The 19,866-nt window shown below is 58.1% G+C and carries 17 protein-coding genes and 1 pseudogene; 16 read left to right on the top strand and 2 right to left on the bottom strand.

All coding sequences use genetic code 11. The features are described 5' to 3' along the window. Positions 1 to 166 precede the first annotated feature (166 nt). From ACM6IR_RS26840 to ACM6IR_RS26805, 8 genes are all read left to right on the top strand, one after another. Positions 167 to 1,507 carry an OprD family outer membrane porin gene (locus ACM6IR_RS26840; RefSeq protein WP_414910486.1) on the top strand — a complete coding sequence of 447 codons (1,341 nt, stop codon included), beginning with the start codon at positions 167 to 169 and terminating at the stop codon, positions 1,505 to 1,507. Positions 1,508 to 1,771: 264 nt separating this feature from the next. Further along, positions 1,772 to 3,115, top strand: a complete 1,344-nt coding sequence (locus tag ACM6IR_RS26835) for an OprD family porin (protein ID WP_414910485.1) — start codon at positions 1,772 to 1,774, stop codon at positions 3,113 to 3,115. 567 nt (positions 3,116 to 3,682) lie between these two features. After that, positions 3,683 to 4,276 carry an NADPH-dependent FMN reductase gene (ssuE, locus tag ACM6IR_RS26830; protein WP_414910484.1) on the top strand — a complete coding sequence of 198 codons (594 nt, stop codon included), beginning with the start codon at positions 3,683 to 3,685 and terminating at the stop codon, positions 4,274 to 4,276. 101 nt (positions 4,277 to 4,377) lie between these two features. Further along, positions 4,378 to 5,343, top strand: coding sequence for a sulfonate ABC transporter substrate-binding protein (locus ACM6IR_RS26825; protein ID WP_414910483.1), 966 nt, complete (start codon positions 4,378 to 4,380; stop codon positions 5,341 to 5,343). 25 nt (positions 5,344 to 5,368) lie between these two features. Beyond that, on the top strand, positions 5,369 to 6,517 hold the full coding sequence (ssuD, locus tag ACM6IR_RS26820; protein WP_414910482.1) for an FMNH2-dependent alkanesulfonate monooxygenase: 1,149 nt from the start codon (positions 5,369 to 5,371) through the stop codon (positions 6,515 to 6,517). Positions 6,518 to 6,526: 9 nt separating this feature from the next. Continuing rightward, positions 6,527 to 7,309 carry an aliphatic sulfonate ABC transporter permease SsuC gene (gene ssuC, locus ACM6IR_RS26815; protein ID WP_414910481.1) on the top strand — a complete coding sequence of 261 codons (783 nt, stop codon included), beginning with the start codon at positions 6,527 to 6,529 and terminating at the stop codon, positions 7,307 to 7,309. Then, entirely contained in the window at positions 7,306 to 8,112 is an 807-nt protein-coding gene (gene ssuB, locus ACM6IR_RS26810; protein ID WP_414910480.1) for an aliphatic sulfonates ABC transporter ATP-binding protein, read from the top strand. The genes ssuC and ssuB overlap by 4 nt, the downstream gene beginning before the upstream one ends. A gap of 34 nt (positions 8,113 to 8,146) precedes the next feature. After that, positions 8,147 to 8,362 (top strand): TOBE domain-containing protein, encoded by a 216-nt coding sequence (locus ACM6IR_RS26805; protein WP_003229256.1) that lies wholly within the window; start codon positions 8,147 to 8,149, stop codon positions 8,360 to 8,362. A gap of 141 nt (positions 8,363 to 8,503) precedes the next feature. Here ACM6IR_RS26805 and ACM6IR_RS26800 read toward each other — a convergent pair whose 3' ends face one another. Together ACM6IR_RS26800 and ACM6IR_RS26795 are read right to left on the bottom strand one after the other, a co-directional pair. Further along, positions 8,504 to 9,142: a TetR/AcrR family transcriptional regulator gene (locus tag ACM6IR_RS26800; protein WP_414910479.1), complete on the bottom strand. Its 639-nt coding sequence runs from the start codon at positions 9,140 to 9,142 to the stop codon at positions 8,504 to 8,506. Positions 9,143 to 9,345: 203 nt separating this feature from the next. Next, on the bottom strand, positions 9,346 to 10,722 hold the full coding sequence (locus ACM6IR_RS26795) for a glutamine synthetase family protein (protein WP_414910478.1): 1,377 nt from the start codon (positions 10,720 to 10,722) through the stop codon (positions 9,346 to 9,348). 278 nt (positions 10,723 to 11,000) lie between these two features. Between ACM6IR_RS26795 and ACM6IR_RS26790 the strand changes: the two are divergent. The 8 genes and pseudogenes from ACM6IR_RS26790 to ACM6IR_RS26755 all read left to right on the top strand — a co-directional run. Beyond that, positions 11,001 to 11,279 (top strand): annotated as a pseudogene (locus ACM6IR_RS26790) (gamma-glutamyl-gamma-aminobutyrate hydrolase family protein); the annotation flags it as partial. Positions 11,280 to 11,403: 124 nt separating this feature from the next. Continuing rightward, a complete protein-coding gene (locus ACM6IR_RS26785) occupies positions 11,404 to 12,762 on the top strand; it encodes a glutamine synthetase family protein (RefSeq protein WP_414910477.1) in 1,359 nt (452 codons plus the stop codon). Positions 12,763 to 12,820: 58 nt separating this feature from the next. Then, positions 12,821 to 14,185: an aspartate aminotransferase family protein gene (locus ACM6IR_RS26780; RefSeq protein WP_414910476.1), complete on the top strand. Its 1,365-nt coding sequence runs from the start codon at positions 12,821 to 12,823 to the stop codon at positions 14,183 to 14,185. 182 nt (positions 14,186 to 14,367) lie between these two features. Next, on the top strand, positions 14,368 to 15,462 hold the full coding sequence (locus ACM6IR_RS26775; protein WP_414910532.1) for a polyamine ABC transporter substrate-binding protein: 1,095 nt from the start codon (positions 14,368 to 14,370) through the stop codon (positions 15,460 to 15,462). Between the two features lie 237 nt (positions 15,463 to 15,699). After that, positions 15,700 to 16,797 (top strand): polyamine ABC transporter substrate-binding protein, encoded by a 1,098-nt coding sequence (locus ACM6IR_RS26770; RefSeq protein WP_414910475.1) that lies wholly within the window; start codon positions 15,700 to 15,702, stop codon positions 16,795 to 16,797. 70 nt (positions 16,798 to 16,867) lie between these two features. Then, on the top strand, positions 16,868 to 18,010 hold the full coding sequence (locus tag ACM6IR_RS26765; protein WP_414910474.1) for an ABC transporter ATP-binding protein: 1,143 nt from the start codon (positions 16,868 to 16,870) through the stop codon (positions 18,008 to 18,010). A gap of 35 nt (positions 18,011 to 18,045) precedes the next feature. Then, positions 18,046 to 18,927 (top strand): ABC transporter permease subunit, encoded by an 882-nt coding sequence (locus ACM6IR_RS26760; protein WP_414910531.1) that lies wholly within the window; start codon positions 18,046 to 18,048, stop codon positions 18,925 to 18,927. Then, positions 18,924 to 19,814 (top strand): ABC transporter permease subunit, encoded by an 891-nt coding sequence (locus ACM6IR_RS26755; RefSeq protein WP_201115787.1) that lies wholly within the window; start codon positions 18,924 to 18,926, stop codon positions 19,812 to 19,814. The genes ACM6IR_RS26760 and ACM6IR_RS26755 overlap by 4 nt, the downstream gene beginning before the upstream one ends. Positions 19,815 to 19,866 lie beyond the last annotated feature (52 nt).

Here is a 19,866-nt window from a genome sequence, read left to right as displayed (position 1 = left end):
GAACCCTGCAAGGACCAAATAATCGGGGGATTAGACTATGGTCGTAGACACGCATGGTTACGATTGACTTGTGGGTCACGGTCTGGCGCTAATCGCGCATCTTAGGATTCGAGGCATTTGACCCCGAACCAGGACCAGAAGAATTAGAAACGAGAGGAGCGAAACAATGAACAAGTCGACCTTGGCCTTGGCCGTGGCTGTTGGGGTTTTGGCGCAGCAGGCAGGCGCCGCCGGTTTCCTGGAAGACAGCAAGGCTTCCGTCAGTTCCCGCACCATGTATTACGATGCCGATATGCGTGAAGGTGCGAGCACTCCTGCGAACAGACAGCGAGAAACCGCTGAAGGTCTCAAGTTCGATTACCTGTCCGGTTTCACCCAGGGTACCGTTGGTTTTGGTATCGACGCCCAGGCACTGGTCGGTATCCACCTGGATGGCGGCCCGGGGCATCACCCGACCGGTAACAGCAACTCATTCTTCCCTAGCGATGGCAATGGGGCGGCCGACGAGTGGAGCCGTTTGGATGGCAACGTCAAGGCGCGCTTCTCGAAGACCGAAGCCCACCTGGGTGGGGGTCTGGCACCCCAGTTGCCGATCCTGCTAGCGAACGACAGCCGTTTGCTGCCGCAGACCTTTGAAGGTGGCACCATCACCTCGAAGGAAATCGACGACGTGACCTTCAACCTGGGTCAACTGGAGCACGCGTCGGGTCGCGCCTCTTCCAACGACACCGGTATGGCGGTGGCTGGCGGTACTCAGGACAGCAACCAGTTCCGTTACGGCGGTGCAGACTGGAAGGTCACCAAAGACCTCATGCTGCAGTACTACTATGCGAACCTGAAAGACTACTACAAGCAGAACTTCCTCGGCCTGGTGCACGTCTACAAGATCGCTGACAACCAGTCGTTCAAGACCGATCTTCGTTATTTCGATAGCAGTTCCGACGGCAAGAACGGCGAAGCCGGCTACCAATTCAACAACAACAATGGCTTCGCCAAGGAAAAGGGCGTTGTCGATAACACGACCTGGAGCGCCATGTTCACCTATACCCTGGGTGGTAGCGCGTTCCTGATCGGGCATCAGCGTGTCAGCGATGACGGCGGCTTCGTTTTCTTGAACCAAGGCAACCTTGTCAATGACAACGGTAATCCTGAAGGTGCTGGCGGCTCCAGCTTCTACTCGTTTACCGACGCCACGGTTGGCAGCTTTATCCGTGCCGGTGAAAACACCACGTTCGGTCAGTACTCCTATGACTTCGCCTCCCTGGGCGTGCCAGGCTTGAAAGCTTCGATTGCTTACTTGAATGGCCAAGACATCAAGGCTACCAACGGTGTTGGTAAAGACCTGAGCGAGCACGAGACTGACGCGCGTGTGGATTACGTTATTCAAACGGGCATGCTGAAAGGGTTTGGTACGACTCTGCGTCACGGTACCTATCGCGGCAACACCAGTACCCTTGATCAAGACCAGACCCGTCTGATCTTCAACTACACCTACAGCTTCATGTAATAGCAGCAAAGAAAAAGCCCCGCCTGCTGGCGGGGTTTTTTTTCGTGTCGAGTTTTATATTCCACAAACAAAGGTTCTATTTCTTTTTTATTCTTTTTAGTTTTTTCACCAGGCCCCTAAAGTGAGCCCGTCCGGTACTCACCATTAGTCTCGGCCGCGGCCAAATGACCGGGCTAGACGGTCTGTCGCGAATTGCGCGTTGAGGATCCCGGGCGAACGATCCAGGACCAGACACACAGAATTAGAAACAATAGGAGCGAAACAATGAACAAATCCACCTTGGCCATGGCTGTGGCCGTTGGGGTTTTGGCGCAGCAGGCAAGCGCCGCAGGTTTCATCGAAGACAGCAAGGCAACATTGGGGCTGCGTAACTTCTACATCAACACCGATTACCGTGACGGCACCGGTCCGAACAAAAACGAAGAATGGGGCCAAGGCTTCGATCTGCGTTTCATCTCCGGTTACACCCAAGGCACCGTTGGCTTTGGTGTTGATGCGATCGGCTTGCTGGGCGTCAAGCTGGATTCGGGTGGCGGCACTAACGGCGCTACCGCGACTTCCTACGGCGGCACTGTTTTCCCAAGCAAGTCCAACGGCGAAGCGGTTGATGACTTCTCCAGCCTGGGCCTGACTGCCAAAGCCAAGGTCTCTAAGACCGAACTGAAATTGGGCACCCTGCAGCCAAAACTGCCGGTCATTGTGACCAACGACGGTCGTCTGTTGCCGCAAACCTGGCAGGGCGGCCAGATCAGCTCGAACGACATCAAGGATCTGACCCTGATCGGTGGTCAGATTGAGCAGGCCAAGGGACGTAACTCAAGCAACAACCAATCGCTGTCGATTTCGGGCGCCAACGGCCGAAGCGCAACTGCTCGCGACAGCAACAAGTTCATCTATGCCGGCGGTGACTATAAAATCACCAAAGACCTGACTGCCCAGTACTACTACGGCAACCTGGAAGACTTCTACAAGCAACACTTTCTGGGGCTGGTTCACAACTGGGCAATCGGCCCGGGAGTGTTGAAGTCGGACTTGCGCTACTTCAACAGCTCTGACGACGGAGCTAACGGTCATGATCCGCTTTACTACAGCACCGGCGACTACAGCGGCGCGGCTAACGGAAAAGGCCCGGTCGACAACAATCTGTACAGCGGTCTGTTCCTGTACTCCGTTGCCGGTCACACCTTCGGTGGCGGTTACCAGGTCAGCAACGGCAGCAGCGACTTCCCTTGGCTGAACCAGGGCGACGGTTCATCGAACTACACCATCACCGACTCGCAAATCCAAAAGTTTGGCCGTGCCGGCGAGCGCACCTGGCAAGCACGCTATTCGTATGACTTCACCGCGGTCGGCGTTCCTGGCCTGACGGCAGGTATGGTTTACCTGCATGGCGACAATATCGACACCGTTAACGCTCGCGGTGCCGAGGCGGCGAATGGCGCTTCCGAGTGGGAACGCGACCTGACCGTGGGTTACGTTGTTCAGTCCGGCGCGTTGAAAAACCTCGGCCTGATGTGGAAAAACGCTACCTGGCGTACCGACCTGCCGAACACTCGCTCCCAGGACGAAAACCGCGTGATCCTCAGCTACTCGATCCCGCTGTTGTAACAGCGCTCGCATCACTGACGTAAAAAAGCCCCGCCCGGCATCACGCCGGGCGGGGCTTTTGCGTTTCAAGTCAGGCTCACCCCCGTAAACCCTCCTCGAAATTCCCTCTTTTGCAGCAACTCAGGCCTTCTCGAACCTTGCGGGCGATGTTCGTCTCGAGGCGGGTGAAGGTCCAGTGAACAGATCTTTAATATTCTTTTACGGTCTATATTAGTCGATATTTATTCCTTTTAATTCATAAGCAACTGAAAGTAGTGATCGTGCGATAAAACCGTACCTGCGCCTGACGCCGCAGCCCAACGGGTAACCCTCATATCTGCGGTGCGGCTGAAATTGCATTCGCGAGCAGGCTCGCTCCCACAGGAATACGCGATCCAATGTGGGAGCGAGCCTGCTCGCGAAGACGGCCTGTTTTTTTGCCTGAAGAACGGTGATTCACATAGATCTATAAAGAATAACCAAATGAATAAATATGATTTATGGATATATAAATCACCTGTTAAGGTCATTCCATCGAAGCGAGATCGCAAACCGCGAATCGCCCGCACCGTTCAAGGAATCGTCTGAATGCTGGTCGTCTCACTCGGTGGCAGTCCCAGCCCGCGCTCCCGTTCCGGAGTCTTGCTGCAACGCTCCCAACGCTGGTTACAAGAGCAAGGTGTGGAAGTGGTGAGTTATCAGGTGCGGGACTTCCCGGCTGAAGACTTACTGCATGCACGCTTCGACAGCCCGAAGGTGATCGACTTGCTGCAACAGATCGAAAACGCCGATGGGCTGCTGATCGCCACACCGGTCTACAAGGCATCGTTCTCCGGTGCACTGAAAACCGTATTGGATTTGCTGCCCGAACGGGCGCTGGCCCACAAAGTGGTGCTGCCCATGGCAACCGGTGGCAGCATCGCCCACATGCTGGCGGTGGACTACGCGCTCAAACCGGTGCTGTCAGCGCTGAAAGCCCAGGAAATGCTCCACGGGATTTTCGCCGTAGACAGCCAGATCGCTTACGGCGAAGGCAGCGCCCAGGCGCAATTGGCGCCGGAACTGGAACAACGACTGAACGAATCGCTGGAATTGTTTTTCAGCGCCATGGCCCGACGGCCCAAGCCGCTCGATCCGAACCTGTTGAATGAACGTTTGTTGAGTGCTCGCTGGAGCATTTAAGCCAGCACTTAAGCCACATCTGAATTTGAAGTACTCACCTTACTCAGCCGCTAACGGTCAAGCAGGTGCAGCCAAAACCCAACTGCAAAAAGGAGAGCGCTATGCGCACTGTCATTTTGCGTCGTGGTCTGGTCGCTCTGTTTGCTGCGGCTGTGTCCTTCGGCGTTATTTCTCAAGCTCAGGCCGAGACGTTACGAATCGGTTATCAAAAGTACGGCACGCTGGTGCTGCTCAAAGCCAAAGGCACGCTGGAAAAACGCCTCGCCGCCCAAGGCGTGGATGTGCAATGGACTGAATTTCCCGGTGGCCCGCAGTTGCTTGAAGGCCTGAACGTCGGCTCCATCGATTTCGGCGTCACTGGCGAAACGCCTCCCGTTTTCGCCCAAGCGGCAGGCGCTGATTTGCTCTACGTCGCCTACGAACCGCCAGCACCCCACAGCGAAGCGATCCTGGTGCCGAAGGACTCGGCGATCAAATCGGTGCAGGACCTCAAAGGCAAGAAAGTCGTCCTCAATAAAGGCTCCAACGTCCACTACCTGCTGGTCCGCGCCCTGGAAGACGCCGGCCTCAAATACACCGATATCCAGACCGTATTCCTGCCGCCCGCCGATGCCCGCGCCGCGTTCGAGCGTGGCAGTGTCGATGCCTGGGTGATCTGGGACCCGTACCAGGCTGCCGCCGAACAGCAACTGCAAGTACGCACCTTGCGTGATGGCCAAGGCATCGTCGACAACCATCAGTTCTACCTCGCGACCAGGCCTTACGCGCAAAAAAATCCTGAGGTGATCAAGATCCTGGTGGAAGAAGTTCGCGCGGTCGGCGAGTGGTCCAAGGCCAACCCCGTCGAGGTGACCCAACAGGTTTCGCCACTGATCGGCCTGCCGGCGGACATCACCCTGACCTCAATGAAACGCCAGGGTTATGGCGCGCTGTTCCTCACGCCTGAAGTCGTCGCCGCCCAACAGAAAATCGCCGACACCTTCTACCAGCTCAAGCTGATTCCGAAGCCATTGAGCATCAAAGACGTGATCTGGACGCCGCCGGCGACCGTTGCCAACGCACAGTAATTCGACTTCCCAAGGAGACTACTCCATGAGCCTCAGTATCTTTTGGTTCCTGCCTACCCACGGCGACGGCCATTACCTGGGCACCGCCGAAGGCGCTCGCGCCGTCGACCACGGTTACCTGCAACAAGTCGCGCAAGCGGCGGATCGCCTGGGCTTCGGCGGGGTGCTGATCCCCACCGGTCGCTCCTGCGAAGACTCGTGGCTGGTGGCGGCGTCGTTGATCCCGGTGACCCAGCGTTTGAAATTCCTCGTCGCCCTGCGCCCCGGGATCATTTCCCCGACGGTCGCGGCGCGTCAGGCCGCCACGCTGGATCGCTTGTCCGGAGGGCGTGCGCTGTTCAATCTGGTGACCGGGGGTGATCCGGAGGAGTTGGCCGGCGACGGTTTGTTCCTCAGCCACGAAGAGCGCTATCAAGCCTCGGTGGAATTCACCCGCATCTGGCGTCGAGTACTGGAAGGCGAAACCGTTGATTACGACGGTCAGCACATCAGTGTGAAGGGCGCGAAGCTGCTCTATCCACCGATCCAGCAACCGCGTCCGCCACTGTACTTCGGTGGTTCGTCGGAAGCGGCGCAAGACCTGGCGGCTGAGCAGGTTGAAATGGTCCTGACCTGGGGCGAACCACCGGCCGCTGTTGCGGAAAAGATCGAACAAGTGCGCGCCAAAGCGGCGAAGCTCGGGCGCACCGTGCGCTTCGGCATTCGCTTGCACGTGATCGTTCGCGAAACCAACGCCGAAGCCTGGCAAGCGGCGGATCGACTGATCTCGCACCTGGACGACGACACCATTGCGCGAGCCCAAGCCTCGCTGGCGCGCTTCGATTCCGTTGGCCAACAACGCATGGCCGCGCTGCATGGCGGTAGCCGCGATAACCTGGAAGTCAGCCCCAACCTTTGGGCTGGCGTCGGCTTGGTGCGTGGCGGTGCCGGGACCGCGCTGGTGGGCGACGGTCCGACCGTGGCCGCACGGGTGAAGGAATACGCGGACCTGGGCATCGACACGTTCATCTTCTCCGGTTATCCACACCTGGAAGAGTCCTATCGCGTCGCCGAATTGCTGTTCCCGCATCTGGATATCGAGCGTCCCGAGCTGCCGAAAAGCAGCGGTTACGTCAGCCCGTTCGGCGAGATGGTGGCCAACGACATCCTTCCCAAAGCTGCGTCCCAGAGTTGAGACGCCGCCATGAAGAAACTCATCCACAACCTGGCCCCTTGGGCGTTGCCGATCGTGCTGATGGCCGTGTGGCAGTTGTCGGTGTCGGCGGGCTGGTTGTCGACACGGATTCTGCCGGCGCCCATCGCCGTCATTGAGGCCGGCGTGAGCCTGGTACGCAGCGGCGAAATCTGGACTCACCTGGCGATCAGCGGCTGGCGTGCGGCGCTGGGCTTCATCATTGGCGGCGGTATCGGTCTGGCATTGGGCTTCATCACCGGCCTGTCGAAATGGGGCGAACGCCTGCTCGACAGTTCAGTGCAGATGATCCGCAACGTACCGCACCTGGCGCTGATTCCACTGGTGATCCTGTGGTTTGGTATCGACGAGTCGGCGAAGATTTTCCTGGTGGCGCTTGGCACGTTGTTCCCGATCTACCTCAACACCTACCACGGCATCCGCAACGTTGATCCGGCGTTGGTGGAAATGTCTCGCAGTTACGGTCTGTCCGGTTTCAGCCTGTTCCGCCAGGTGATCTTGCCCGGTGCGTTGCCTTCGATTCTGGTGGGCGTGCGTTTCGCCCTCGGCTTCATGTGGCTGACACTGATCGTGGCGGAAACCATCTCCGCCAGCTCAGGCATCGGCTACCTGGCGATGAATGCCCGGGAGTTCTTGCAGACCGACGTGGTGGTGCTGGCGATTCTGTTGTACGCGGTGCTCGGAAAACTGGCCGATCTCGCGGCCCGTGGTCTTGAGCGTGTGTGGTTGCGTTGGCATCCGGCGTATCAGGTGACCAAAGGCGGTGCCGCATGACGGCTCAACAACCTCCACGCCTGCTGCGCGGTATTCCGCTGGCAGTGCGCAAGCTGCAAAAAAACTTTGGCTCGCGGCAGGTATTGCGCGAGATCGACCTGCACATTCCTGCCGGTCAGTTCGTCGCCGTGGTGGGGCGCAGTGGTTGCGGCAAAAGTACTCTGCTGCGCTTGCTCGCCGGTCTCGACAAACCCACGGGCGGTGAGTTGCTGGCCGGCTCGGCAGCGCTCGGCGATGCGCGGGAAGACACACGACTGATGTTTCAGGAAGCGCGATTGCTGCCGTGGAAAAAAGTCATCGACAACGTCGGCCTCGGGCTCAAGGGCAACTGGCGTCCACACGCGCTGCAAGCGCTGGAATCGGTCGGCCTGGCGGATCGTGCCAACGAATGGCCGGCGGCCCTGTCCGGGGGGCAGAAGCAACGTGTTGCCCTGGCCCGCGCGCTGATCCATCAACCGCGTTTGCTATTGCTCGACGAACCGCTGGGCGCGCTGGATGCCCTGACACGTATTGAAATGCAGCAACTGATCGAGCGGCTCTGGCAGCAACACGGTTTCACCGTATTGCTGGTGACCCACGACGTCAGTGAAGCGGTGGCGATTGCCGATCGGGTGATCCTGATTGAAGAGGGCGAAGTCGGCCTCGACCTGCTCGTGGAGCTGCCGCGCCCGAGGGTTCGTGGTTCCCATCGGCTGGCGGCGCTGGAAACCGAAGTCCTCAACCGCGTCCTCGCGCTGCCCGGCGAACCACCGCAACCGGAACCTGTTTCACCCTTGCCTGCGCAATTGCGCTGGGCTCAATAACGCAAGCCTCATCTCAACGACAGGAATTAACATCATGACGATCAAAGCCATCAACGTTCGCAACCAATTCAAGGGCTCCATCAAGGAAATCGTGCTCGGCGACGTCCTTTCAGAAATCGACGTGCAGACCGCTTCCGGCATCGTGACATCGGTGATCACCACCCGCTCAGTGAAAGAGCTGGAACTGGTGGTCGGCAGCGAAGTGATCGCGTTTGTGAAATCCACCGAGGTGTCGATCGCCAAGTTGTAAGGCGTGTGCGCTGCGCTTGTATCAGTGAGTTTTGCGGTGCAGCCTTCGCGAGCAGGCTCGCTCCCACAGGGAACTGTGTGTTGGAGATCCAATGTGGGAGCGAGCCTGCTCGCGAAGAGGCCCGCACGGCCAACCAGGAAATCAGACCGCCATAGTTCGCTTGGGTAAATACGGCGGCAGATACAGCCCCAGATACGCATCAAACACCCGCATCCCTTCCTCAGCCATGCGCGGCGTAATCTGGCCGTGTTGTTGCACCGAGCGCGCATAGACGCGGTCGCCCAACTCCATCGCCAACGCAAACACATCGACATCATTCGGCAGCTTCGGTAACTCGAAGTGGTGGTCGAAAAGCTTGTGCATCAGGTCGCCCAGTTCGATGTCGTGTTGGCGGTCGGCCTGGGTGACTTCGGTCAGGCCGTGCTGGGCGAGGATCAGTTGGCGGGCGGCGGCGTCCTCGTCGTAGATTTCCAGCATGCGTTGTTCAACCAGTCGCGAGAGGTCGCGCCAGTCGCGCAGGGCGCCGTGGTCGATGGGCGCTTGCAGGCAGGCACGGAACGCGGCGTGGACGTCGGCGGTCAGGGCTTCGAGCAGGGCCGGGACGCTGGCGAAAAAGTGGTAGACCGAGGAGGGCGGAATCTCCGCGCGCTCGGCGACGCTGTAGATCGACAGACTGGCCACGCCCTCGGCGGCCAGCAGCGTGCGGGCAGCGTCGAGTATCGAATCGATCCGGGCCTGGCTGCGGGCGCGGGGTTTGCGTGGGGTGGCGAGTCGGGTCATTGGAGTCTCCTGCGGGGCAGCGGGCATTGTACGAGGCGGGTTGTGTGTTGTCTTGCCGGACGCCTTCGCGGGCAAGCCTCGCTCCTACAGGGTGATACATGTGACTTGTAGGAGCGAGGCTTGCCCGCGAACCGCCGCAGGCGGCCATAAAAAAACGCCGTCAGCTTCATCAGCCAACGGCGTTTGTTTTTTACTGCAACCGCTTACACGGTATGCAGGTACCAGTTGTATTCAAGGTCAGAGATGGAGTGTTCAAACTCCTCCAGCTCACTTTCCTTACAGGCCACGAAGATATCGATGTATTTCGGATCGATGTACTTGGCCATGACTTCGCTGTCGTCCAGCTCGCGCAGTGCATCGCGCAGGTTGTTCGGCAAGCTTTGCTCGTTCTGCTCGTAGGAGTTGCCTTCTACGGGTGCGCCCGGCTCGATCTGGTTAGTCAGGCCGTGGTGAATACCGGCCAGAACCGAAGCCATCAACAGATACGGGTTGGCGTCGGCGCCGGCTACACGATGCTCGATACGCACGGCATCGGAGGAACCGGTCGGTACGCGGATCGCTACGGTGCGGTTGTCCAGGCCCCAGCACGGCGAGTTCGGCACGTAGAACTGTGCGCCGAAACGACGGTAGGAGTTGACGTTCGGGCAGAGGAAGGCCATCTGCGCCGGTAGGGTCTCGAGCACACCGCCGATCGCGTGACGCAGTGCGGCGTTCTGCTCGGGATCCTCACTGGCAAAAATGTTTTTGCCTTCTTTGTCGAGAATCGAAATGTGGACGTGTAAACCGTTGCCCGCCTGGCCTGGATAAGGCTTGGCCATGAAGGTGGTGTCCATTTCATGGTCGTAGGCGATGTTTTTGATCAGACGCTTGAGCAGGACCGCATAGTCGCAGGCCTTGATCGGGTCTGCCACGTGGTGCAGGTTCACTTCGAACTGCGCCGGGGCACTTTCCTTGACGATTGCATCGGCAGGGATGCCTTGCTCTTTCGCACCTTCCAGAATGTCCTGGAGGCAGTCGACGTATTCGTCGAGGTCGTCGATCAGGTAAACCTGAGTCGAATGCGGGCGTTTGCCGGAGATCGGCGAGCGCGGAGGTTGTGGGCGACCGTTCACGTTCTCCTGGTCGATCAGGTAGAACTCCAGTTCGAACGCGGCGCAGATGGTCAAACCCATCTCGTCGAACTTGGTGACAACTTGACGCAGGACTTCGCGAGGGTCGGCGAAGAACGGGGCACCTTCGAGTTCGTGCATGGTCATCAACAGTTGCGCGGTAGGGCGCTTCTGCCAAGGCTCATTGCACAGGGTGTCAGGGATTGGATAACAGATTCGGTCAGCATCGCCGATGTCCAGACCCAGGCCGGTGCTTTCCACCGTCGAGCCATTGATATCCAGAGCAAATAGAGAGGCCGGCAGGTTGATGCCTTTCTCGTAAACCTTGTGGAGGCTGGTGCGTTCAATGCGCTTGCCGCGCACCACACCATTCATATCCGCAATCAGAAGGTCAACGTACAGAACCTCAGGATGTTCCTTAAGGAACGCGTTCGCTTCGTTAAGCTGAACGGCACGCGGGGGTACCGACATGATGCAACACCTTTGTTGTTAAAAATATCAATCATTGATCTCTTCGGATTCCAGTCAACCCGAACGGCATGCCGAAGTCAAGCGAGGCCTTTTTTGCCCTAAAAAAGCACCTGTGGGGCTTTTTTGAGGCACTTTGGGGCGTTTTTATGCCTTTGGAAGCTTTGGCGTCCGCGGGTTTGAGCGGGCCGTGTTGTATTTTTTACGGGGGTGTTGTGTAAAAAAATGAACAAGGCTAAGCTCGATTCAAACCCATAACAGCAATAATACCGGGGTGCTTCATGTATCGCCTGCCGTTAATCGGCGTCACCATCTGCTCCAGGCAGATCGGTCTGCATGCTCATCACATCAGTGGCGACATTTCTGTCCGCGCCGTGGCCTCAGCGGCTCCGGGCCTGTCAGTCATTCTTGCGTCCCTGGCGGATCGACCGTCTCCGTCCGATATTCTGGACGGTCGCGAGGGCACCCCCATTAGGGTTACTCCATTCAATATAGAACCGATTCACTATAGCGGCTCAGCTATCTCGCAGGGCTTTGCTCGCGATTCTGCACACCCGGCAGTTGCCGCTCGGTCCGGAAAAAACACAATAGCCTGCCGCAGACACGCATTTCAACGCGACGCGGATGCGTCAACTGTCGCCTGACGCTTGCAAGCATCAGGAAACTCAAAGCCTAGAGGCATTTATGAGTAACAACCTCGACCAGCTCACCGATTGGTTGAAAGACCACAAGATCACAGAAGTCGAATGCATGATCGCCGACTTGACCGGGATCACCCGGGGCAAGATTTCGCCGACCAACAAGTTCATCGCCGAAAAAGGCATGCGCCTGCCAGAGAGTGTTCTGTTGCAGACCGTGACCGGCGACTATGTCGAAGACGACATCTATTACGAACTGCTCGACCCGGCCGACATCGACATGATCTGTCGTCCCGACCACAACGCAGTGTTCCTGGTGCCTTGGGCCATAGAGCCAACCGCCCAGGTGATTCACGACACTTACGATAAGCAAGGCAACCCGATCGAGCTGTCGCCGCGCAACGTGCTCAAAAAGGTACTGAAACTCTACTCCGACAGGGGCTGGCAGCCCATCGTGGCGCCGGAAATGGAGTTCTACCTGACCAAGCGCAGTGACGATCCGGACTACCCGCTGCAACCGCCTGTCGGCCGCTCCGGCCGCCCGGAAACGGGCCGTCAATCGTTCTCCATTGAAGCGGCGAACGAATTCGATCCGCTGTTCGAAGACGTCTACGACTGGTGCGAACTGCAGGAGCTGGACCTCGATACGCTGATCCACGAAGACGGCACGGCGCAGATGGAAATCAACTTCCGTCACGGCGATGCCCTGTCTCTTGCTGACCAGATTCTGGTGTTCAAACGCACCATGCGCGAGGCCGCGCTCAAGCACGACGTGGCGGCCACGTTCATGGCCAAGCCCATGACCGGCGAGCCGGGCAGCGCGATGCACTTGCACCAGAGCATCATCGACATCGAAACCGGCAAGAACGTCTTCTCCAATGAAGACGGGACCATGAGCCAACTGTTCCTGAACCACATTGGCGGCTTGCAGAAATTCATTCCGGAATTGCTGCCGCTGTTCGCCCCCAACGTCAACTCGTTCCGTCGCTTCCTGCCGGACACATCGGCACCGGTTAACGTGGAATGGGGCGAAGAGAACCGCACCGTGGGCCTGCGGGTTCCGGATGCCGGGCCGCAAAACCGTCGGGTGGAAAACCGCCTGCCGGGGGCCGACGCCAACCCTTACCTGGCGATTGCCGCGAGCTTGCTCTGCGGTTACATCGGCATGGTTGAAGGCATTAACCCGAGTGCGCCGGTGGTGGGTCGTGGCTATGAACGCCGCAACCTGCGCCTGCCACTGACCATCGAAGACGCGCTGGATCGTATGGAACACAGCGCGACTATCGAGAAATACCTGGGCAAGAAATTCATCACAGGCTACGTCGCGGTCAAGCGGGCCGAGCATGAAAACTTCAAGCGCGTGATCAGTTCATGGGAGCGGGAATTCCTGCTCTTTGCCGTCTGATGCGCCGGGCGCGGGTGGAAATTTCCGCGCCTTTCACTGCAACCTTAGGAGAATTCGCATGACCAGCAACAATCCGCAAACCCGTGAATGGCAGGCCCTGAGCAACGATCATCACTTGGCCCCGTTCAGTGACTTCAAGCAGCTGAAAGAGAAAGGCCCGCGCATCATCACCAGCGCCAAGGGTGTTTACCTCTGGGACAGTGAAGGCAACAAGATCCTCGACGGCATGGCCGGTCTGTGGTGCGTAGCAATCGGCTACGGTCGCGATGAACTGGCCGATGCCGCCAGCAAACAAATGCGCGAACTGCCTTACTACAATCTGTTCTTCCAGACCGCTCACCCACCGGTGCTGGAACTGGCCAAGGCCATCGCCGACATCGCGCCAGAGGGTATGAACCACGTGTTCTTCACCGGTTCCGGCTCGGAAGGTAACGACACCATGCTGCGTATGGTTCGTCACTACTGGGCAATCAAGGGCCAGCCGAAGAAGAAGGTCATCATCAGCCGCAAAAACGGTTATCACGGTTCCACCGTGGCCGGCGCGAGCCTGGGTGGTATGACGTACATGCATGAACAAGGCGACTTGCCGATTCCGGGCATCGTCCACATCGCCCAGCCGTACTGGTTCGCCGAAGGCGGCGACATGACACCGCAAGAGTTCGGTGTGTGGGCGGCCAATCAGCTGGAAGAGAAGATTCTGGAAGTCGGCGTGGACAACGTCGGTGCCTTTATTGCCGAGCCGATCCAGGGCGCCGGCGGCGTGATCATTCCGCCAGACACCTACTGGCCGCGCATCAAGGAAATCCTCGCCAAATACGACATCCTGTTCGTGGCGGACGAAGTGATTTGTGGTTTCGGCCGCACCGGTGAGTGGTTTGGTTCCGATTACTACGACCTCAAGCCCGACATGATGACCATCGCCAAAGGCCTGACCTCCGGTTACATCCCGATGGGTGGCCTGATCGTTCGTGACACCGTGGTCGAGGTGCTCAATGAAGGTGGCGATTTCAACCACGGCTTCACCTATTCCGGGCACCCGGTGGCTGCGGCGGTGGCACTGGAAAACATCCGTATCCTGCGCGAAGAAAAAATTATCGAGCGCGTTCATGCAGAAACGGCACCCTATTTGCAAAAGCGTCTAAGGGAGCTGAGCGATCACCCGTTGGTGGGGGAGGTGCGCGGGGTGGGTCTGTTGGGGGCCATCGAACTGGTTCAGGACAAGGCTACTCGCAAACGTTACGTAGGCAAGGGCGTCGGCATGATCTGCCGTCAGTTCTGCTTCGACAACGGCCTGATCATGCGCGCCGTCGGCGACACCATGATCATCGCTCCGCCGCTGGTGATTACCAAGGCTGAAATCGATGAGCTGGTGACCAAGGCACGCAAGTGTCTGGACCTGACCCTGAGTGCGTTGCAGGGCTAAGTGCTAGGCTCTGGGCGGGGTGCGCGGTTTGCATTTCGCCCAGAGTAAATAAAGGATGGGTCTTTCCTTGAAAGCCCGCCTCGGAAGTTGCCAGACTACCGGTTGTTCGGATGCCCAGTAAAAGGCCGCTGAGCAGGTGGTTAAAAAGAAAAATTGGAGCATTACCCATGAAGGCATTAGGTATGAAAGTAGCTGGTAAAACCCTTCTCGCCATGTCCCTGCTGGGCGTGATGGCGGGTGCTGTTCAGGCGGACGATAAGGTGTTGCACGTCTATAACTGGTCCGATTACATCGCACCGGACACCATCGCGAACTTCGAGAAAGAGTCCGGGATCAAGGTGGTGTACGACGTTTTTGACAGCAACGAAACCCTGGAAGCCAAGTTGCTGGCGGGCAAGTCCGGCTACGACATCGTCGTACCGTCGAACAACTTCCTGGCCAAGCAAATCAAGGCGGGCGTTTACCAGGAGCTGGACAAGTCCAAGTTGTCCAACTACGGCAACCTGAACAAGTCGCTGCTCAAGGCAGTTTCCATCAGCGACCCGGACAACAAACACGCCTTCCCTTACATGTGGGGCTCGATCGGTATCGGTTACAACCCGGAGAAGGTCAAGGCTGCGCTGGGCGTCGATACCATCGACTCCTGGGACATCGTGTTCAAGCCTGAGAACATTGCCAAGCTCAAGGGCTGCGGCGTGAGCTTCCTCGATTCGCCTACCGAAATGCTACCGGTCGCCCTGCATTACCTGGGACTGCCAACCGACAGCCAGAAGAAAGAAGACATCAAGAAAGCCGAAGACCTGTTCCTGAAGATTCGTCCGTCGGTCACGTACTTCCACTCCTCCAAGTACATCTCGGACCTGGCCAACGGCAACATCTGCGTAGCGGTCGGCTATTCGGGTGACGTTCAGCAAGCCAAGTCCCGTGCCGCCGAAGCCGGTGACAAGGTAAAAGTCAGCTACGCCATTCCAAAAGAAGGCGCTGGCAGCTTCTACGACATGGTCGCGATCCCTAAGGATGCGGAAAACGTCGAGGGTGCCTACAAGTTCATGAACTTCTTGTTGCAGCCGAAAGTGATGGCCGACATCACCAACGCTGTGCGTTTCCCTAACGGCAACGCCGAAGCAACTCAGTACGTGAACAAGGAAATCACCTCGGACCCGGGCATCTACCCGTCAGCCGACGTGCAGGCCAAGCTGTATGCGATCGCTGATTTGCCAGCCGCTACTCAGCGTGACCTGACCCGCAGCTGGACCAAGATCAAATCGGGTAAATAAGCAGTAAACCTGTAGCAGCTGCCGAAGGCTGCGTTGAGGTCCGAAGGACCTCCGCTTTTTCGACAGCACAACGGCTCCGCCGTTGAACGCAGCCTGCGGCAGCTGCTACAGATCTTCACAAAGTTTGCTGGAACGGTTTTTCGAGGGTAAGTTGCGCGCCGGATTTGTTGCCGGGCAGCCATGACTGTCATGTAGCGCGGGGCAACTTGGGCCCAACTAATTTTAGAGGACCTCCACTTGCCTGTTTTTTCTTTGTTACGCAATGCGCTGCTGGTCGGTGCCGGGCTGACGCTTGCCGTCAGTGTCCAGGCCGCCGGGACTGTGCATATTTATAATTGGTCGGACTACATCGGTCAGACCACCCTGGCAGATTTCCAGAAAGAGACCGGTATCAAACCGGTGTATGACGTCTTCGATTCCAACGAAACCCTGGAAGGCAAGTTGCTGGCCGGGCGTACCGGCTACGACGTCGTGGTGCCGTCCAACCACTTCCTGGGCAAGCAAATCAAGGCAGGCGCTTTCCAGAAGCTCGATAAATCGAAGCTGCCGAATTATTCGAACCTCGACCCGGTGCTGCTCAAGCGCCTGGAGCAGAACGATCCGGGTAATCAATATGCCGTGCCCTATCTGTGGGGCACCAACGGCATTGGTTACAACGTCGACAAGGTCAAGGCTGTGCTCGGACTCGACAAGATCGATTCCTGGGATGTGGTGTTCGAGCCGGAAAACATCAAGAAACTGCACAGTTGTGGGGTAGCGTTCCTCGACTCCGCCGACGAAATGATGCCGACGGTCCTCAATTACATGGGCCTGAACGCCAACAGCACCAACCCCGAAGACTACAAGAAGGCGCAAGCCAAGTTGCTCGCGGTGCGGCCGTACGTGACGTACTTCCACTCGTCCAAGTACATCGCAGACCTGGCCAACGGCGACATCTGCGTGGCGATCGGTTTCTCTGGCGACATCTTCCAGGCCAAGGCTCGAGCCGCTGAAGCCGGGAAAGGCATGAACATCGCCTACGCGATTCCGAAAGAGGGCGGTGCGCTCTGGTTCGACATGCTGGCTATCCCCAAGGATGCGGCCAATGCCAGGGACGCCCACGCCTTCATCAACTATTTGCTGAAACCTGAGGTGATAGCCCAGGTCAGTGATTACGTCGGCTACGCCAACCCTAACCCGGGGTCGGACACACTGATGGAACAGTCCATTCGCACCGACAAAGCGGTTTATCCACCGCAAGCAGTCCTCGACAAGACCTACGTGTCCATCGAGTTACCACCGAATATTCAACGTTTGATGACCCGCAGCTGGACCAAGGTCAAGTCGGGTAAATAGCTTCAAGGCTCAAACTATCCAAGGTTCGCTCGCCTCGGGCGAACTGAAAATTTTGTTGGGAGTTTCGTAAATGGCAGTTGCCTCCGGCGCCTATAAGAAAGCCCTCGAGGGCGACCAATTACCTAAACAGGTGTTGGTCAAAATCGACCGGGTCACGAAGAAGTTCGACGAGACGATTGCCGTGGACGATGTGTCCCTGGAAATCAGGAAAGGCGAAATTTTCGCCCTCCTCGGCGGTTCGGGATCGGGCAAATCCACCTTGCTACGCATGCTCGCAGGTTTCGAGCGGCCTACGGAGGGGCGCATTTTCCTCGATGGCGTAGACATCACTGACATGCCGCCGTACGAGCGGCCGATCAACATGATGTTCCAGTCCTATGCCTTGTTCCCGCACATGACCGTGGCGCAGAACATTGCCTTCGGCCTCAAGCAGGACAAGCTGCCCTCCGCTGAAGTCGATGCGCGCGTGGCCGACATGCTCAAGCTGGTGCAGATGAGCCAATATGCCAAGCGCAAACCGCATCAGTTGTCCGGTGGCCAGCGTCAGCGTGTGGCCCTGGCGCGTTCGTTGGCCAAGCGACCGAAGCTGTTGCTGCTCGACGAACCGATGGGCGCTCTGGACAAGAAGCTGCGCTCGCAAATGCAGCTTGAACTGGTCGAGATCATCGAGCGCGTTGGCGTAACCTGCGTCATGGTGACCCACGACCAGGAAGAGGCCATGACCATGGCCGAGCGTATTGCGATCATGCACCTGGGCTGGATCGCCCAGATCGGCAGCCCGATCGACATCTACGAAACCCCGACCAGCCGCCTGGTCTGCGAGTTCATCGGCAACGTCAACATCTTCGACGGTGAAGTGATCGACGATGCCGAAGGCCACGCGACCATCACCTGCAAGGACCTGGATCGCCAGATCTACGTGGGCCACGGCATCAGCACGTCGGTGCAGGACAAATCCGTCACCTACGCGATCCGTCCGGAAAAACTGCTGGTGACGCCGACCATGCCGACCTGCGAATACAACTGGTCCAGCGGCAAGGTCCACGACATCGCCTACCTCGGTGGTCACTCGGTGTTCTACGTTGAACTGCCGAGCGGCAAGATCGTCCAGTCTTTCGTCGCCAACGCCGAGCGCCGTGGCCAGCGCCCAACCTGGGGTGATCAGGTTTACGTGTACTGGGAAGACGACAGCGGCGTGGTACTTCGCTCATGAACATGCGCAAACTCAAACGCAGCTTCAACCGAATAATTCCCGGTGGCCGTCAGATGGTCATCGGGGTTCCATTCATTTGGCTGTTCATGTTCTTCATGTTGCCGTTCTTCATCGTATTGAAGATCAGCTTCGCCGAAGCCGACGTGGCCATTCCGCCGTACACCGAAATCTACAGCTTCGTCGACCAGAAGCTGCAGGTGCTGCTCAACCTCGGCAACTACGCGATGCTCGGCGACGACGAGTTGTACATCGCCGCTTACCTCGGCTCGTTGAAGATGGCGCTGTTCAGCACCATTCTCTGCCTGCTGATCGGGTACCCGATGGCCTACGGCATCGCCAGCGCCCGCAAGGAAGTGCAAACGGTGCTGGTGCTGTTGATCATGATGCCGACCTGGACCGCGATCCTGATCCGCGTTTACGCGTGGATGGGCATCCTGAGCAACAACGGCCTGCTCAACGGGTTTCTGATGAGCATGGGCTGGATCAACGAACCGCTGCAGATCCTCAACACCAACATGGCGGTGTATATCGGCGTGGTCTATTCGTACCTGCCGTTCATGATCCTGCCGCTTTACGCCAACCTGGTAAAACACGACCACAGCCTGCTGGAAGCCGCCTCCGACCTGGGGTCGAGCACGTTCAACAGCTTCTGGAAGATCACCATTCCGCTGTCGAAAAACGGCATCATCGCCGGTTGCATGCTGGTGTTCATTCCAGTGGTGGGTGAGTTCGTGATCCCGGAACTGCTGGGCGGTCCGGAAACCCTGATGATCGGTAAGGTGCTGTGGCAAGAGTTCTTCAACAACCGTGACTGGCCAGTGGCGTCCGCGCTTGCAGTCGTCATGCTGGCGATCCTGATTGTGCCGATCATCTTGTTCAACCGTAGCCAGGCCAAAGAAATGGAGGGCAAAGAATGAAGCGCTTCCGTTTTTCAAGTTTCATGCTGGTAGCGGGTCTGCTGTTTATCTACGCACCGATGCTGATCCTGGTGATCTATTCGTTCAACGCCTCCAAACTGGTGACGGTATGGGGCGGCTGGTCGATCAAGTGGTACGTCGGTTTGATGGACAACACCCAGCTGATGGGCTCGGTGGTGCGCTCGCTGGAAATCGCCTGCTACACGGCGGTGGCAGCTGTGGCGCTGGGTACATTGGCCGCGTTCGTCCTGACCCGTATTACCCACTTCAAAGGCCGCACGCTGTTTGGTGGCCTGGTCACCGCGCCGTTGGTCATGCCGGAAGTGATCACCGGTCTGTCGCTGTTGCTGCTGTTCGTGGCGATGGCGCAGATGATCGGTTGGCCACAGGAGCGGGGCATCGTCACCATCTGGATCGCCCACACCACGTTCTGTGCGGCGTATGTGGCGGTGGTGGTGTCGGCGCGCTTGCGTGAGCTGGACCTGTCCATCGAAGAAGCGGCCATGGACCTCGGTGCCCGGCCGTGGAAGGTGTTCTTCCTGATCACTATCCCGATGATCGCGCCGTCGTTGGCGGCTGGCGGCATGATGTCCTTCGCCTTGTCGCTGGACGACCTGGTGTTGGCGAGCTTCGTTTCCGGGCCGGGTTCGACGACCCTGCCGATGGAAGTGTTCTCGGCCGTGCGTCTGGGCGTGAAGCCTGAGATCAACGCCGTGGCCAGCCTGATTCTGCTGGCCGTGTCGATTGTGACGTTCATGGTCTGGTTCTTCAGCCGCCGTGCGGAAGAAAGTCGCAAACGTGCGATTCAGCAGGCGATTGAGGAAGGTGCCGCTGATTCGTGGAAGCAACCGGACGTGCGTCGCGCACAAGCACCGGAAGCGGCTTGAAGGTTGGCCACCAATAGGTGGCCAACCCAGTTCCAATGTGGGAGCGAGCCTG

The organism is Pseudomonas sp. IT-P253 (assembly GCF_949768125.1).
Taxonomy (GTDB): domain Bacteria; phylum Pseudomonadota; class Gammaproteobacteria; order Pseudomonadales; family Pseudomonadaceae; genus Aquipseudomonas.
This window is presented reverse-complemented; position numbering and strand designations above follow the sequence as displayed.